The 14,489-nt window shown below is 64.6% G+C and carries 14 protein-coding genes; 10 read left to right on the top strand and 4 right to left on the bottom strand.

Annotated features, from left to right (window positions below):
- The first annotated feature begins 33 nt into the window (after positions 1 to 33).
- The 4 genes from mmuM to JMY29_RS14930 all read left to right on the top strand — a co-directional run bounded on the left by mmuM (position 34) and on the right by JMY29_RS14930 (position 4,057).
- Complete coding sequence (gene mmuM, locus JMY29_RS14945; RefSeq protein WP_189075307.1) at positions 34 to 987, top strand: homocysteine S-methyltransferase; 954 nt, start codon at positions 34 to 36, stop codon at positions 985 to 987.
- 153 nt (positions 988 to 1,140) lie between these two features.
- Positions 1,141 to 2,292 carry an ABC transporter substrate-binding protein gene (locus JMY29_RS14940; RefSeq protein WP_018776826.1) on the top strand — a complete coding sequence of 384 codons (1,152 nt, stop codon included), beginning with the start codon at positions 1,141 to 1,143 and terminating at the stop codon, positions 2,290 to 2,292.
- 99 nt (positions 2,293 to 2,391) lie between these two features.
- A complete protein-coding gene (locus tag JMY29_RS14935) occupies positions 2,392 to 3,123 on the top strand; it encodes an ABC transporter ATP-binding protein (protein WP_018776825.1) in 732 nt (243 codons plus the stop codon).
- Positions 3,113 to 4,057, top strand: a complete 945-nt coding sequence (locus tag JMY29_RS14930; RefSeq protein WP_018776824.1) for an ABC transporter permease — start codon at positions 3,113 to 3,115, stop codon at positions 4,055 to 4,057. The genes JMY29_RS14935 and JMY29_RS14930 overlap by 11 nt, the downstream gene beginning before the upstream one ends.
- Positions 4,058 to 4,127: 70 nt before the next feature.
- On the opposite strand, the gene JMY29_RS14925 is transcribed toward JMY29_RS14930, so the two are convergent.
- Both JMY29_RS14925 and JMY29_RS14920 read right to left on the bottom strand, forming a co-directional pair.
- On the bottom strand, positions 4,128 to 4,760 hold the full coding sequence (locus JMY29_RS14925; protein WP_110503785.1) for a DUF305 domain-containing protein: 633 nt from the start codon (positions 4,758 to 4,760) through the stop codon (positions 4,128 to 4,130).
- A gap of 126 nt (positions 4,761 to 4,886) precedes the next feature.
- Complete coding sequence (locus tag JMY29_RS14920) at positions 4,887 to 5,321, bottom strand: hypothetical protein (protein ID WP_189075306.1); 435 nt, start codon at positions 5,319 to 5,321, stop codon at positions 4,887 to 4,889.
- A 187-nt stretch (positions 5,322 to 5,508) separates the two neighbouring features.
- On the opposite strand from JMY29_RS14920, the gene JMY29_RS14915 reads away from it, so the two are divergent.
- From JMY29_RS14915 to JMY29_RS14890, 6 genes are all read left to right on the top strand, one after another.
- On the top strand, positions 5,509 to 6,066 hold the full coding sequence (locus JMY29_RS14915) for a dihydrofolate reductase family protein (RefSeq protein ID WP_189075305.1): 558 nt from the start codon (positions 5,509 to 5,511) through the stop codon (positions 6,064 to 6,066).
- 35 nt (positions 6,067 to 6,101) lie between these two features.
- On the top strand, positions 6,102 to 7,145 hold the full coding sequence (locus JMY29_RS14910; RefSeq protein ID WP_189075304.1) for an LLM class flavin-dependent oxidoreductase: 1,044 nt from the start codon (positions 6,102 to 6,104) through the stop codon (positions 7,143 to 7,145).
- Between the two features lie 119 nt (positions 7,146 to 7,264).
- Positions 7,265 to 8,176, top strand: a complete 912-nt coding sequence (locus JMY29_RS14905; RefSeq protein ID WP_055971492.1) for a glutaminase — start codon at positions 7,265 to 7,267, stop codon at positions 8,174 to 8,176.
- A gap of 112 nt (positions 8,177 to 8,288) precedes the next feature.
- Positions 8,289 to 9,551 (top strand): uroporphyrinogen-III C-methyltransferase, encoded by a 1,263-nt coding sequence (gene cobA, locus JMY29_RS14900; protein ID WP_039242585.1) that lies wholly within the window; start codon positions 8,289 to 8,291, stop codon positions 9,549 to 9,551.
- Between the two features lie 20 nt (positions 9,552 to 9,571).
- Complete coding sequence (locus tag JMY29_RS14895; RefSeq protein ID WP_055971495.1) at positions 9,572 to 11,038, top strand: FAD-dependent oxidoreductase; 1,467 nt, start codon at positions 9,572 to 9,574, stop codon at positions 11,036 to 11,038.
- An 81-nt stretch (positions 11,039 to 11,119) separates the two neighbouring features.
- The gene (locus JMY29_RS14890; RefSeq protein ID WP_189075303.1) at positions 11,120 to 12,499 is read left to right on the top strand and encodes an MBL fold metallo-hydrolase; all 1,380 of its coding nucleotides are present in this window, start codon (positions 11,120 to 11,122) and stop codon (positions 12,497 to 12,499) included.
- Positions 12,500 to 12,507: 8 nt separating this feature from the next.
- Here the strand turns inward: JMY29_RS14890 and JMY29_RS14885 are convergent, their stop codons facing one another.
- Entirely contained in the window at positions 12,508 to 13,188 is a 681-nt protein-coding gene (locus JMY29_RS14885) for a FadR/GntR family transcriptional regulator (RefSeq protein ID WP_079580847.1), read from the bottom strand.
- Positions 13,185 to 14,465: an MFS transporter gene (locus JMY29_RS14880; RefSeq protein ID WP_189075302.1), complete on the bottom strand. Its 1,281-nt coding sequence runs from the start codon at positions 14,463 to 14,465 to the stop codon at positions 13,185 to 13,187. Before JMY29_RS14880 ends, JMY29_RS14885 begins: the two co-directional genes overlap by 4 nt.
- Positions 14,466 to 14,489: the final 24 nt, after the last annotated feature.

The following is a 14,489-nucleotide window of genomic DNA, read 5'->3' as shown; positions in this document are numbered from 1 at the left end:
AAGCTGCGGTTTTCTTTTACCGGGGAAGGACCCATGCCACAGAACACCACGCTCAGCACCCTCCTTGAGGCAGGCACAGACCTGGTCCTGGACGGAGCGCTGGCCACCGAACTGGAAGCCCACGGCTGCGATCTGGAAGATGCCCTGTGGTCTGCCAAGGTCCTGCTGGAACAGCCGCACCTGATCAAACAGGTCCACCGCGACTACTTCGACGCCGGCGCGTCCGTGGCGATCACAGCCAGCTACCAGGCGACCCCACAGGGCTTCGCGCGGCGCGGGCTTTCCGTTCCGGAGTCCTTGGAACTGGTGGCATTGAGCGTCCGCTTGGCCGATGAGGCACGACAGGAAGCCTTGGCGGAGAGTTCTGCGAATGGGCCATTGCTGGTAGCCGGATCCGTTGGACCGTACGGCGCCTACCTTGCCGACGGCTCCGAGTACCGGGGCGATTACACGCTTTCCGCCGCGGAATTCCAGGATTTCCACCGGCCACGGATCGCGGCGCTGGTAGAGGCCGGCGCGGATTTCCTGGCGTGTGAGACGCTGCCGTCGTACGCCGAAGCAGAGGCGCTGTTGGCGCTCGTGGCGGAGTTCGACGTCGAAGCCTGGTTTACGTTTACGCTGCGGGACAGCGGCCACATCAGTGACGGAACGCCGCTGGAGCAGGTGGCTGCGCTGCTCAGCGCGGAACCGCGCGTGGCCGCCGTCGGCATTAACTGCGTGCCGCTGGAACTGGTGTCGGAGGCGCTGGCCAACCTTCAGCAGGCCTCCGGCAAACCACTCGTGGCGTACCCGAATTCGGGTGAGACCTACGATGCCGTGACGAAAACGTGGGGACCGTCCCAGGGTGTCCAGGGCGGCGCCACGCTGGCGGGTAACGCTGCGGACTGGCGGGATCGTGGAGCCCATCTCATAGGTGGCTGCTGCCGCACAACTCCGCGCGACATTGAAGAGCTTGTAGCGAATATGACGCCACGTGAACCTTCGTGAACCTTGGTTTCTGCGGGATTGAAGCGGAAATATGACAGTCCCTACTGTGAAGGCATGACCTCTCCGGAATGGTCCTTCCTTGCCCAACACGGGCGATGTCACGGGGCCTGATCTTCGCCCCATTCGCATCCCACTTCTCATAAGGACCCCCCCATGGCAAACACACCCGAGTCACAGAAACCCGATTCCGGTACCACCCGCATCGTCGCCGGTGAGACCGCACCCAAGCCCAAGCGCCGCCGCACCATCGAGATCGCCCTGGCCGTCGGCCTCGTGCTGCTGATCGGTGCAGGCGCGGCAGTGGCCTCCGCAGTTTCCAACAGCAACCAGGCTGCGCCGGCCCCCGCCACCACACCGGCGGCGGAGCTCAAGCTCGGCTACTTCAGCAACGTCACGCACGGTCCGGCCCTGGTCGGTACCAGCAAGGGCATCTTCGCCAAGAACCTCGGCGACACCAAGCTCACCACCCAGATCTTCAACGCCGGTCCCGCCGCCATCGAAGCCCTGAACGCCGGAGCCATCGACGCCACCTACATCGGCCCGAACCCGGCCATCAACTCCTTCGTCAAGAGCAACGGCGAGTCCATCAGCATCATCGCCGGCGCAGCATCCGGCGGTGCCCAGCTCGTGGTCAAGCCGGAGATCAACTCCGCAGCCGACCTCAAGGGCAAGGTCCTCAGCACGCCCCAGCTGGGCGGTACCCAGGACGTTGCACTGCGCGCCTGGTTGGGTCACCAGGGATTCAAGACCAACACGGACGGCAGCGGCGACGTCAACATCAACCCGACCGAAAACGCCCAGTCGCTGAAGCTCTTCCAGGACGGAAAGCTCGACGGCGCGTGGTTGCCTGAGCCGTGGGCCTCCCGTTTGGTCCTCGAAGCCGGAGCGAAGGTCCTGGTTGACGAGAAGGACCTCTGGGAGAACGGTGACTTCACCACCACCATCCTGATCGTGAACAAGAAGTTCGCCGCCGAACACCCGGAAACCGTCAAGGCACTCCTCAAGGGCCACGTGGAATCCGTGAACTGGCTCAACTCGGCCTCGGCTGAAGAGAAGGCCACCACCATCAACGCAGTCCTCAAGGACACGGCAGGCAAGCCACTTCCGGCGAATGTCATTGAGCGTGCTTTGCAGAACATCAAGTTCACCACTGACCCGCTCGCCGGGACGTACAAGAAGCTGCTCCAGGACGGCGTGGACGCGGGTACCACCAAGACCGCCGACATCAACGGCATCTTCGACCTCCGCACCTTGAACGAGGTTGAAGGCAAGAAGACCTCCGCCGCGGGTCTTGGCCAGGACTAAGCAGTAACGGGCTGGTCCGCTTCCCCATGCGATTCTCATGGGGGAGCGGACCGGCCCTTAGGCACATCAGCTCTACCAATCAACACGAAGGACGGGACCATGCCAGTCGTACTCGAGAACCTGGGCAAACGCTTCGGCGACGGCGCCCCGGTGCTGGACGACGTCAACGCCACCATCGCGCAGGGCGAGTTTGTCGCCCTCCTCGGCGCGTCCGGCTGCGGCAAGTCCACCCTGCTGAACATCATGGCGGGACTGGAGAAGCCGACGTCGGGCGCTCTTGAAGTACCCAGCGATGGTGCCGCCTTCATGTTCCAGGACGCGTCCTTGTTCCCGTGGTTGACCGCGCGGGGAAACATTGAGCTTGCGCTGCAGTTGGCCGACAAGTCCAGCACCAAGGCGGGACGTCGGGAACGTGCCAACGAACTGCTGGAACTCGTGCACTTGGGCGGCGCGGGGGACAAGCGTCCCCACGAGCTCTCCGGCGGCATGCGGCAGCGCGTGGCCTTGGCGCGTTCACTGGCACAGGACCGGCAACTGCTGCTGATGGACGAGCCTTTTGCCGCCTTGGACGCCATTACCCGGGACCTCCTCCACGATGAGCTTGAGCGCATCTGGAAGGAAACCGGCCGGACCATCGTGTTCGTGACCCACAACGTCCGTGAAGCCGTTCGCCTGGGCCAGCGCGTGCTGTTGCTTTCGTCGCGTCCGGGTCGTGTGGTGGCCGAATGGGAAGTCACCGAGGAACACCGGACCGACGCCGGCCGTGCCGGGGAGTTGACCGGTGTCATTACCCGACGCCTTCGCGAGGAGATCCGCCGCCATGCCAAGTAACCCCATCACCACCGAAGAGCGGACCCTTCCCGTGACCGAATCCAAAGAACACATCACGTCGCCGTCGCTGAAGGGCAATGCCTCGGATCTCCGCGACCTCGAAGCAGGTTTGGACAACCTCCAGTCAGACGTCGGGGGCAAGCGAGGCATCGACTGGAAGCGTGTCCTCCTTCCCGTCGTGGCGCTGGTGGTCCTCATCCTCGCCTGGCAGTTCTACGTGTCGCTGGGCCTCAAGCGCCGAGACCAGGTTCCCGGTCCTCTTGATGTGCTCAACCAGCTTGTGGTCCTGTGGAGTGAGGGCAAGGTCCAGGAATCCGTGTGGACTTCGTTGCAGCGCGGCTTGGTTGGCTTCCTGATCTCGGTCGTCGTCGCCACGCCCGTGGGCTTGCTGCTTGCCCAGGTTGCGCCTCTGCGGCGTGCCTTCGGTCCGCTGATTTCCGGTCTTCAGGTGTTGCCGTCAGTGGCCTGGGTTCCCGCCGCCATCATCTGGTTCGGTTTGACGGACGCAACCGTGTACTTTGTGGTCCTCATGGGTGCCATCCCGTCCATCATCAACGGGCTCATCTCCGGCGTCGACCAGATCCCGCCGCAGTACCGCAGCGTTGGAACCGTCCTTGGTGCGAACCGGCTCCAGATGGCGCTGCAGATCGTCCTTCCCGCGGCCCTTCCCGGGTACATCGGTGGCTTGAAGCAAGGGTGGGCCTTCTCCTGGCGCTCACTGATGGCGGCTGAAATCATTGCTGTGGGTGGCACCATCGGCTTCGGCCTGGGCTCGCTCCTTGACCAGGGCCGCGCGTTGTCCGATATGGCTATCGTCATGGCCGCGATCCTGTTGATCCTGTTCGTGGGCATCCTGATCGAGCTCCTGGTGTTCGGGCCGATCGAGAAGCGCCTCCTGCAGCGCAGGGGTCTGCTGGCAGGCAGCTCGCGCTAACTCCGAGAGCATTGTTGTTCGGAACGCCCGACGGCGGCCTCCCGCCGTCGGGCGTTGACGGTTCCGTGCGTTAGAGACCGGCCAGCAGCCCCTTCATGTCCTGGATCTCCCGCTCCTGCGACGTCACGATGTCGCGTCCCAGCTGGATTGCCTCCGGATATTTGCCCTGAGCGATCTCGGTCTTGGCCATGGCCACCGCACCTTCATGATGAGTGATCATCTGGGTCAGGTAGAGCTTGGCCGCTTCCGTACCTTGGGCGTCCTTGAGCTTCTGGAGTTCGGCCTCGCTCAGCATGCCGTCCATACCGTGTCCTGCGTGCCCGGAGGACGCCATGACGGGCATGTTCCAGCCCTCCAGCCAGGCCGTCATCTTCTGGATTTCGGGTGCTTGGGCCGCCTTGATCTGAACGGCCAACTGCGTCACCGACGCAGGAATATCCTTCTTGGCCAGGATCGCGTCCGACATTTCCACGGCCTGTGCGTGGTGCGGAATCATCATCTGGGCGAACATGACATCCGCCGCGTTGTGGGCTGTATCAGAGCTGCCCGCGGAGCCGTTGCCTGGTGAAGGGCTGGCCGAGGGGCCCGACATCCCGTGATCCATGCCGGGCATCGAATCGGAGCCGGGGGTCGATGCGCAGCCGGCCAGCGCGATCAGGGCCGCAAGGGCAGTCCCCGTGACAGTAAAGCGTGTTTTATTCATCAGTGAATGGTCCTTTGCCAATTCAGGCGGCTCATTGATGCCGCCAAGGGTAAGCAGATGAGTGCCCCGAGGCTTTGGGGCGTCGGGGGTACGGCAGGGTTGCCAGTCGGCGACCCTGTCCAGTGCTTACGTCCTGCTGATGCTGAGTTGCCCCGGGGTGGGGCCTGCAGGTTGATAGGACCAGGATGGCTGGGGCTCGTCATGTCCCCGGTCAGGGGAATCGGCGGCGACGGCGTCGCCGGGAGCCGATGCAGCGAGGGAACCCGTCTTCAGGGAAGGGGTGCACGTGGCGCCGGCGGCCTGGGAGCAGGCGCAGCTTCCCGACGTGCATTCGTCTGCTTCGGCAAGCGGAGTCTGCGAAAGGTGCTGCGCAGAGCCATGAGTGTGGTGGGCCGCAGCGGCCGTCGGCAGCGTTGCGGCTGCGGTGGATGCGTGCGTGCTATGGGATCCGTTGACCACGTGCATCCCGAAGATGCCGGCGATTACCGCGGCGACCAGCAGCAGGAGTGAGGCCCGCCGTCGAAAAGCCGCAAAAGTCCGGTAGGACAGGCGATTGGACACGTTTACCTGTGCTCCTTCCCTTTGCTCCGGACATGGCCAGTATACCCCTGGAGGGTATATGCGTCGAGTCATTCAAAGTGTGCAGCGCCTCAACCGGAACACTGCCTGACCCGGCGAATCAGGTAATCCAGAAAAGGAACACCTCGACCCTGCTGCGTCGATCTGCCGGTGGCCCTAGAATCGGCAAATGGGCCTTCTAACGTTCAGCATCAACGTCACCTTGGACGGTTGCGTCGACCATCGGGAGGGCATCGCCGATGACGAAACGCACGCCCTTTTCACCCGGCTCCTGGACCAGAGCGGCGCGATGCTCTGGGGCCGCACCACGTACGAGATGATGGAAAGCTACTGGCCGCTGGTAGCCAGCGGGGAAATCGATGCCCCGCCGGCGCTGCGCGAGTGGGCCCTGACATTGGAAACCAAACCGAAGTATGTCGTGTCGGCTACCCGAAGTGAATTCCCGTGGACCAACAGCCACCACGTCACGGGCGACCTCCGAGCGGCGGTCCAGGAGCTCAAGGACAGGACTCCTGCGGGGGCGCTGGTCGGCAGCGGGAAGCTTGCCACCGAGTTGGACCGGCTGAACCTGATCGACGAGTACAAGTTCCTGCTCCATCCCTTCATCGCCGGTCATGGCCCCACCTTGTATCACGAGGGACTGCCCGCCACCCGGCGCCTGGAGCTGGTCTCGGCGGAGCCTTTGAGCAACGGCACGGTCGCCATGCATTACCGGCGTGCTGATTGAGGAATGAGCAGGCGCCGGCCAGCGTTGTTCCGGACATGCACAACAAACGGATCGGTTTCCTGTCCTTTGGCCATTGGGCCCGCGTCCCCGGCTCCTTGGTTCCCACTGCCGGCGAGGCCCTGAAGCAAGCGATCGAACTGGCCGTCGCCGCGGAGGAATCGGGCATCGACGGTGCGTTCTTCCGTGTGCACCACTTTGCGCGCCAGCAGGCCTCGCCGTTCCCCCTTCTTGCAGCCATCGCAGCTCGGACCAGCCGTATCGAGATGGGCACCGGCGTGATCGACATGCGCTACGAAAACCCGCTCTACATGGCCGAAGAAGCTGCCGCCACGGACCTCATCAGCGACGGCAGGCTGCAGCTCGGCGTGAGCCGTGGTTCACCCGAGCCTGCCCGGAACGGTGCCGCGAACTTCGGCTATGTCCCCGCCGATGGTGAAGACGGCGGTGACATGGCCCGGCGTCACACAGCATTGTTCCGCAAAGCAATCGCCGGTCACGGCGTGGCCGAAGCCGATCCGCACTACTCCGGAGGTGCGACGGGTTTGCTTCCCATCCAGCCCCTGTCGCCGGGCCTTCCGCAGCGGATCTGGTGGGGAGCCGGCACCCGAAAAACAGCCGTGTGGGCTGCCGAGCAGGGCATGAACCTGATGAGCTCGACACTCCTCACTGAAGACACCGGCGTGCCCTTCGATGAATTGCAGGCAGAACAGATCCGGATGTTCCGCGAAGCCTGGGCCGCTGCAGGTCATGATTTTGAGCCCAGGGTCTCGGTGAGCCGCAGTGTTATCCCGATCGTCGATGCTGAGGACAACCGCTACTTCGGCCTCCGCGCCCAGGCGGACAGCCAGGACCAGGTCGGGATCCTCGACGGAGCCTTGTCCAGGTTCGGCAAGAGCTACATCGGAGAGCCGGACGCCCTTGCGGACGAACTGGCCAATGACGCAGCTGTCCAGGCTGCGGACACCGTCCTGCTGACGGTACCCAACCAGCTGGGAGTGGAATACAACGCCAAGCTGCTGGGGAATGTGGCCAAACACATAGCGCCAGCGTTCGGATGGCAGGCCAACCACGTAGTGTGAACCGGACGGCCCCTAACGGCCGGTAGTGTTGCTCGCTGTGCGCGGTTGCCGTGCACCCCAGGAGCACTTGTGCGCCACGTCAACGACGACGGGACGCACCCAGACATTAGAGGTTTCCCATGGACATTCAGAATCTCCTCGAAGACATCGTCGGCGCAGTCCAACCGCACGTTGGCCAAGGGAAGGTGGCCGACTACATTCCACAGCTGGGATCCGTAGACCCGGACCAGTTCGGGATCTCGGTGGTTACCCGGGAAGGCGAGGTGTTCTCGGCCGGGGATGCCCATGTGGAGTTCTCCATTCAAAGCATCTCCAAAGTCTTCGCCCTCGCCTTGGTTCTGGCTTCCGACGGCGACCGTATCTGGAAGCGCGTCTTCCGCGAACCCTCGGGCAACCCCTTCAACTCGCTGGTCCAGTTGGAAAGCGAGGAAGGCATTCCCCGGAATCCGTTCATCAATGCCGGTGCGATCGTCGTGACGGACCGGCTCCTGAGCCTGACAGGCGACGCTGCGCACGCCGTCCGGGAATTGATGCGCCAGGAAACCGGAAATACGGGCCTCGATACGGATCAGGTCGTGGCGTCGTCCGAACTGGGCAAAGGGCACCGGAATGCTTCATTGGCCCACTTCCTGGCCAGCTGCGGCAACTTGGAGAACCCGGTCGATGATGTCCTGGACTCCTACGCCAAGCAATGCGCCCTGGCCATGACCTGCGAAGACCTGGCGCTGGCGACCCGGTTCCTCGCTTCGAACGGCCTGGGAGCCGACGGAACCCTGGTGCTGTCACCGGCGCAAACCAAGAGAATCAACGCCGTGATGCTCACCTGCGGGACGTACGACGCCGCCGGGGAGTTCGCGTACCGGGTGGGCCTGCCGGGGAAGAGCGGGGTTGGTGGCGGAATCGTGGCCGTGGTTCCGAACAAGTGCGCCATCAGCGTGTGGAGCCCTGGGCTGGGGCGTTCCGGCAATTCCGTGGCAGGTGTGGCCGCGTTGGACGAGTTCACCACGCGCACCGGGTGGTCCGTCTTCTAGCCCGCCGGATCCCGGGGCCCTTTGCAGACTTTTTGTGACGTTGGATTACCCAGCGTTACCGGTTGTTTCCGAGCCTTTGAAGCATATTACGGCGCCGCCCTACAGTTTTTTCATGGCAATACAGGACATTTACCCCACCGCGCTGAGGCTGCTCGGCCGCCCGGTGCTGGTCGTGGGCGGCGGCCCCGTCGCGGAACGCCGCGCCAAGGGGCTGCTCGACGCCGGTGCGAAAGTCACCGTGGTCGCTCCCATTGCCACTGAAACACTTCAAGGCCTCGACGCTTCGGGACTCCTCTCCTGGGAAGCGCGCGAATACCGCACGTCAGACCTCGACGGCGTCTGGTTCGTCCAGACGGCGACCGGCACATCCGCCGTGGACACCCAGGTGGCAGCCGACGCCGAGGCGCAGCGCATCTGGTGCGTCAACGCCTCCGACCACGAAGCTTCAGCCGCGTGGACGCCTGCCGTGGCCGTGGTGGACGACGTCAAGATTGCCATCAACGCCGGAGGAGACCCACGCCGCGCCATGGCACTGCGCAACGCTGTGGCCACAGCCCTTGAAACAGGTGACCTCCCGCTTCGCAGGCACCGCAAGCCGGGCGCAGGCGGCTCTGTGGCTCTGGTCGGTGGCGGTCCGGGCGACTCGGGACTCATCACCGTCCGCGGCAGGCGCCTGCTGGGCCAGGCCGACGTCGTTGTTGCCGACCGTCTTGGTCCCCGCGAGCTGCTCAAAGAGCTTGCGCCGGACGTCCGCGTGATCGAGGTCGGCAAGACGCCAGGCCACCATCCCGTGCCGCAGCTCGAGATCAACCGCATCCTCGTGGACGAAGCCCTGAAGGGCAATCGTGTGGTCCGCCTGAAAGGCGGCGACCCCTACGTCCTGGGGCGCGGTGGCGAGGAAGCAGAATTTTGCCGGCAGAACGGCGTCGAGGTTGAAGTGGTGTCCGGCGTGACGTCCGCGATTTCGGTTCCGGCAGCCGCCGGCATCCCGGTGACCCACCGCGGCCTGGCGAAGGGCTTCAGCGTGGTCACCGGCCACGAGGAGCTGTCCGAAGTTCCCGCACGGCCCGATCACACTGTGGTGTTGCTCATGGGAGTGGCGCAATTGCGCGATTCCGCGGCTGCCCTGGCAGGCTCGGGTCTGCCTTTGGACACTCCAGTGGGTATCGTAGAGAACGGGTATTTGCCGGACCAGCGCGTCACCATCGGCACTTTGGGAAGCATTGCGGACCAGGCGGAAGCCGTGGGTGTGGCCAATCCAGCGGTCATCGTGATCGGCGACGTCGTCCGGGTCAGCCCCTTTGCGCCCCAGCATTTCAAGACCGCCGACTACAGCACCATCACCCCCAACCGTCCCCGCGTCCGCAGTAACTGAGAAGAAGAAGGAACACAGCCGTGTCAATTAGCACCCCCGTAGGTTCTGCGGACCGTCCGCTCCGCGTCGCCGTCATCGGCTCCGGCCCCGCCGGCGTGTACGCAGCTGACATCCTGACCAAGAGCGAGGCCGTCAAGAGCGGCGAACTCAACGTCAGCATCGACCTCTTCGACCGCTACCCGGCCCCCTACGGCCTGATCCGTTACGGCGTTGCTCCGGACCACCCCCGCATCAAGGGCATTGTCAACGCCCTGCACAAAGTGCTGGACCGCGGCGACATCCGCTTCTTCGGCAACGTCGATTACGGCACGGACATCTCCATCGAGGACCTCCGCAAGCACTACGACGCCATCATCTTCGCCACCGGTGCCATCAAGGATGCCGACCTGAACATCCCGGGCATCGAGCTTGAGGGTTCCTTCGGCGGCGCGGACTTCGTGTCCTGGTACGACGGTCACCCGGACGTTTCCCGCGAATGGCCCCTGGACGCCAAGGAAATCGCCGTCCTGGGCAACGGCAACGTGGCCCTGGACGTGGCACGTGTCCTGTCCAAGCACGCTGATGACCTCCTGGTCACCGAGATCCCGGACAACGTCTACGCCGGCCTGAAGAATTCCCCGGTCACGGACGTCCACGTCTTCGGCCGCCGTGGCCCGGCCCAGGTCAAGTTCACCCCGCTGGAACTCCGGGAGCTTTCGCACTCCAAGGACGTCGACATCATCCTCTACGCCGAGGACTTCGAGTTCGACGAAGAGTCCGACCGCCAGATCCAGACGAACAACCAGACCAAGACCATGGTCGGCACTCTCACCAACTGGATCGCCGAGCAGCCCGAGGACCTGTCCGAGCTGAAGGCTTCCCGCCGCCTGCACCTGCACTTCCTGCACAGCCCGGTGGAGATCGTCGACTCCGCGGAGACTCCGGGCAAGGTTGCCGGCATCAAGTTCGAGCGCACCGAGCTGGACGGCACGGGCAACGCCCGCGGCACCGGCGAGTTCATCGACTACCCGGTCCAGGCCGTGTACCGCGCCATCGGCTACTTCGGTTCGGCGCTGCCGGACGTCGAGTTCGACCACAAGAAGGGCGTCGTGACCAACGACGGCGGCCGCGTCCTGGACGCCGACGGCCAGCACGTTCCGGGCCTCTACGCGACCGGCTGGATCAAGCGTGGTCCCGTCGGCCTCATCGGCCACACCAAGGGCGATGCCCTGGAAACCGTCACCTACCTGCTGGAGGACCGCGAAAACCTGCCGCTGGCTGAGGTCCCGGCGGCAGACGCCGTCGTGGATCTGCTGGATGCCCGCGGCGTGAAGTTCACCAGCTGGGAAGGCTGGCTGGCACTGGATGCCCACGAGCTCGCCCTTGGCGCAGCAGCCACCGAAGCCGGCGGCTCCCACGGCGTCGAAGTCCAGCGTGAGCGCATCAAGGTTGTGCCGCGTGAGGACATGGTCGACATCTCCCGCGATGGAGTCTCGGCACAGGTCTAAGACCAACGCGGGGTCACTTAGGGCCCATTCGGAGCTTCCGGATGGGCCCTAAGTGACCCCGCGTTGTTTTAAGGTGGGGGTATGGACGTCGTCGTCATTGAAACGCCCCAGCTGGGGGACCGGAGCTACCTTGTCCACGACGGTGCCGTCGCCCTGGTGATCGACCCGCAACGGGACATCGACCGGGTGGAAGCGGCAGCCGCCGACGCCGGCGTCCGGATCACCCATGTGGCCGAGACCCACCTTCATAACGACTACGTCACTGGCGGCCTCGTCCTGGCTGAAGCGCACGGAGCCGAGTACTGGGTGAACGCTGCGGACGAGGTGTCATTTGCGCGCGTCCCCGTCTCCGACGGCCAGGTTCTCCGCGTCGGACGGCTGTTGGTGAAAGTGGTTGCCACTCCGGGGCACACCCACACGCACCTCTCATACGTGGTCCGCGATGACGCGCCCGACGGCGGTCCGGAGGCTGTGTTTTCAGGCGGCAGCTTGCTCTACGGTTCCGTTGGGCGGACGGACCTGGTGTCACCCCACGACACCGCCAAGCTGGCCCACAAACAGTATTCTTCGGTCCGTCGGCTGGTGGACGCGGCACCCCCGGACGCGGCACTCTACCCAACCCACGGATTCGGCTCGTTTTGTTCCAGCGGACCCGCGAGCTACCAGGATTCATCGACGATCGGCGAGCAAGTCCGGTCCAACCATGCCTTGACGGATCCCCATGAAGACCACTTCGTCTCCGAGTTACTGGCGAACATTACGGCCTACCCTGCGTACTACGCCCACATGAGTCCCCTCAACGCGGCTGGTGTTGGTCCGGCGGAGCTGGGGGTGCCGGACTCCGTGGATGCCACGGAATTGGACAGGCGTCTCAAGGCGGGGGAGTGGGTGGTGGATCTGCGCAACCGCGTGGCTTTCGCCGAGAGCCATCTGCACGGCAGCGTGAGCTTCGAGTACGGGAAGGGGGACAACTTCACCAGCTACCTCGGCTGGGTGATCCCGTGGAACCAACCGCTCACCTTGCTGGGACCGCGGGACGAGGTGGAGAAAGCGATCCGGGACCTGGCGAGGATCGGCATCGAAAGGCCGGATGCCGCCGTCGGGCCTGACGGCGGAGCCGTGGACATAGGTGCCTTGGCGCCGGAGTCTCCACAGGCGAGCTACCCTCACGGTGACTGGGCTGCACTCCTCAAGGGCAGGGAACCGGAGGACATGGTGTTGGATGTGCGCCGCCCGGAGGAATTCGAGGCGTCCCACATCAAAGGCGCCCTGAACGTTCCTGTCTACGAGCTCCTCGGCAGGATCACCGAGCTGCCCGACGCCAGGATCTGGGTGCACTGTGCCACGGGATACCGCGCCAGTGTTGCTGCCAGCCTGCTGGACCGGGCCGGCCGTGACGTGGTGCTGATCAACGCAAGGTTCAGGGACGCGGCCGGAGCAGGGATCGAGACCACGCCGTAATTGATGGGCTAGCGCGGGTTTTGGTCCGAGCAATAGTCGAGATTCCGGTAGACGCTGCGGACAGCGGCGTCGGGATCCCGCGCTTCCAGGGCGTCCACCAGTTCGTCGTGGCCCTCACGGGGAATGCCGTTGAAGCCGCCCTTGCGTTGCTGCCGCAAGAGATCGTTGTGGAACACGCCGCCAAAGGAAACATAGAGCTGGTGCAACAGCGGATTGCCTGATGCCAGGGCGACGCGTTCGTGGAACTCCCAATCGGCGCTGGCCCATGCAGGGTAATCTTCCGCAAGCCATGCATCGTGGCGGGCGGCAAGGAGCCGGCGCATCTCTGCCAGATCCTCCGTGGTGGCGTGCTTGGTGGCCAGGCGGGCAGCCTGGGTGTCCAGGCCAAGCCGGACTTCCACGATGTGTTCCTGCGTGTGCTCGAGGTACATGCGCTGGGCTGCCCCGGACATCTCGCTGTTTGCACGCACATACGTGCCGTCACCGCGGCGGACTTCGAGCATGCCTGAGTGCGCCAGTGCTTTGATCGCCTCGCGGAGGGTGCCTCGGGAAACCCCCAACGTGGACATGAGCTCGGGCTCAGCCGGGATGCGTTCCTGCAATGGCCACTCGCCGGACTTGATCATGTCCCGCAGCTTCGCGGTGATTTCCTCGGCCAGGGCCGGGCGGTGGGAAGGCGTCAGGGTCATACGGTCCTCGGTGCGGTCTTGGTGGCAGTGCGCTTGCTGGTGAGCAGGTGGCAAGTGACCATGAGCGCCACAGCCACGATGGACAGCAGGCTCATGGGCAACACCCAGCCGCCGGTGGCGCTGTGGAGCAGCCCCATCCCGAAGGGGCCGATTGCCGCAATCAAGTATCCCAGCGATTGGGCGATGGTGGAGAGTGCGGTGGTTTCCGCCGTCGAACCTCCGCTTCGGCTGATGATCACCAAAACCAGCGGGAAGATGCCCAAGCCGAAGCCGAACAGCACAGCCGGCACCACGGCCATCGACGTCGGCAGCCACAGCATGGCGGCGATGGCCACCAGCGTGGAGCTGCTTGCGAGGTAGAGCGCGGGGCGGAGCATGCCGGGCCGTGAGCCGAAAGCGAGGAGGATCATTCCGGCCGCCACCGAAACCAACTGCATGACGCCGAACTGGAGGCCGCTTTCGGAGGCACTCAGCCCTTGGGAGGTGAGGATATAGGCGAACCAGCTCATCACGGCATATGCGAGGAAGGCCTGGAAGGTGAAGATGGCGGTGATCAGGATGCCGAGGCGCGTGCGGAGCAGTGGCCACATGGAGACGCGCGGGCGGTCGGTCTTGGTGGTGTTCCGGTGCGTGTGCAGGACTACGGGCAGGAGACCGAGGAGCGCCGCGACACCCAGCAGGCCCCATGCCGCCAGCCCCATGGACGGCGAGCCGAGCTGCTGTGCCAAGGGAACGCTGACCGCTGCGGCGAAGGTTGCGCCGCCGGACATGGTGAACGTGTAGAGGCCGGTCATCATGGACGTGCGGTCCGCATAGTGCTCGCGGATGAACGACGGCATGGCCACGTTGCACACTGCCAGCCCTGACATGGCCAGGACCGTGCCGCCCAGCAGGGCGCCAGTCACCGGCACGCCACGGACCAGCAAGCCCGCAGCCAGGAGGGCCAAGGCGATGGCAATGGCTTTTTCGACACCTACGCGGCGGGTCAACCACGAGGTTCCCATGCCCGCCACCGCGAAGCACAGCAGAGGGATGGATGGCAGGACCGATGCCACCAGGGCCCCGTAGCCCAGGACCTGCTGCAGCTCGTGGAACAGGGCCGCGGCACTGGTAATCCCGGCACGCAGGTTCAGGCCGATGAGCACTACGGCAATAATGCCGACGACGGCGACGACGCGCGTCCTGGGGACTGCCTGGCTGGCCGAAGCGGAAGAAGCCTGGGTAGCAGCAATCGTCGGGATGTTTCCTGTCGTGGGTGTCAGAGGGGTCGTCGCCATATTTAAAGGTTAGACGTTTGACGT

This window comes from Paenarthrobacter nicotinovorans, from assembly GCF_021919345.1.
GTDB lineage: Bacteria > Actinomycetota > Actinomycetes > Actinomycetales > Micrococcaceae > Arthrobacter > Arthrobacter nicotinovorans.
The sequence above is the reverse complement of the archived record's forward strand: the minus strand, read 5'-3'. Positions and strand labels throughout refer to the sequence as shown.

Excerpts from the sequence above, each read along its gene's own strand:
- mmuM (WP_189075307.1), top strand. The coding sequence starts at position 34 with ATGCCACAGAACACCACGCTCAGCACCCTCCTTGAGGCAGGCACAGAC.
- JMY29_RS14940 (WP_018776826.1), top strand. The coding sequence starts at position 1,141 with ATGGCAAACACACCCGAGTCACAGAAACCCGATTCCGGTACCACCCGC.
- JMY29_RS14935 (WP_018776825.1), top strand. The coding sequence starts at position 2,392 with ATGCCAGTCGTACTCGAGAACCTGGGCAAACGCTTCGGCGACGGCGCC.
- JMY29_RS14930 (WP_018776824.1), top strand. The coding sequence starts at position 3,113 with ATGCCAAGTAACCCCATCACCACCGAAGAGCGGACCCTTCCCGTGACC.
- JMY29_RS14925 (WP_110503785.1), bottom strand. The coding sequence starts at position 4,760 with ATGAATAAAACACGCTTTACTGTCACGGGGACTGCCCTTGCGGCCCTG.
- JMY29_RS14915 (WP_189075305.1), top strand. The coding sequence starts at position 5,509 with ATGGGCCTTCTAACGTTCAGCATCAACGTCACCTTGGACGGTTGCGTC.
- JMY29_RS14910 (WP_189075304.1), top strand. The coding sequence starts at position 6,102 with ATGCACAACAAACGGATCGGTTTCCTGTCCTTTGGCCATTGGGCCCGC.
- JMY29_RS14905 (WP_055971492.1), top strand. The coding sequence starts at position 7,265 with ATGGACATTCAGAATCTCCTCGAAGACATCGTCGGCGCAGTCCAACCG.
- cobA (WP_039242585.1), top strand. The coding sequence starts at position 8,289 with ATGGCAATACAGGACATTTACCCCACCGCGCTGAGGCTGCTCGGCCGC.
- JMY29_RS14890 (WP_189075303.1), top strand. The coding sequence starts at position 11,120 with ATGGACGTCGTCGTCATTGAAACGCCCCAGCTGGGGGACCGGAGCTAC.
- JMY29_RS14885 (WP_079580847.1), bottom strand. The coding sequence starts at position 13,188 with ATGACCCTGACGCCTTCCCACCGCCCGGCCCTGGCCGAGGAAATCACC.
- JMY29_RS14880 (WP_189075302.1), bottom strand. The coding sequence starts at position 14,465 with ATGGCGACGACCCCTCTGACACCCACGACAGGAAACATCCCGACGATT.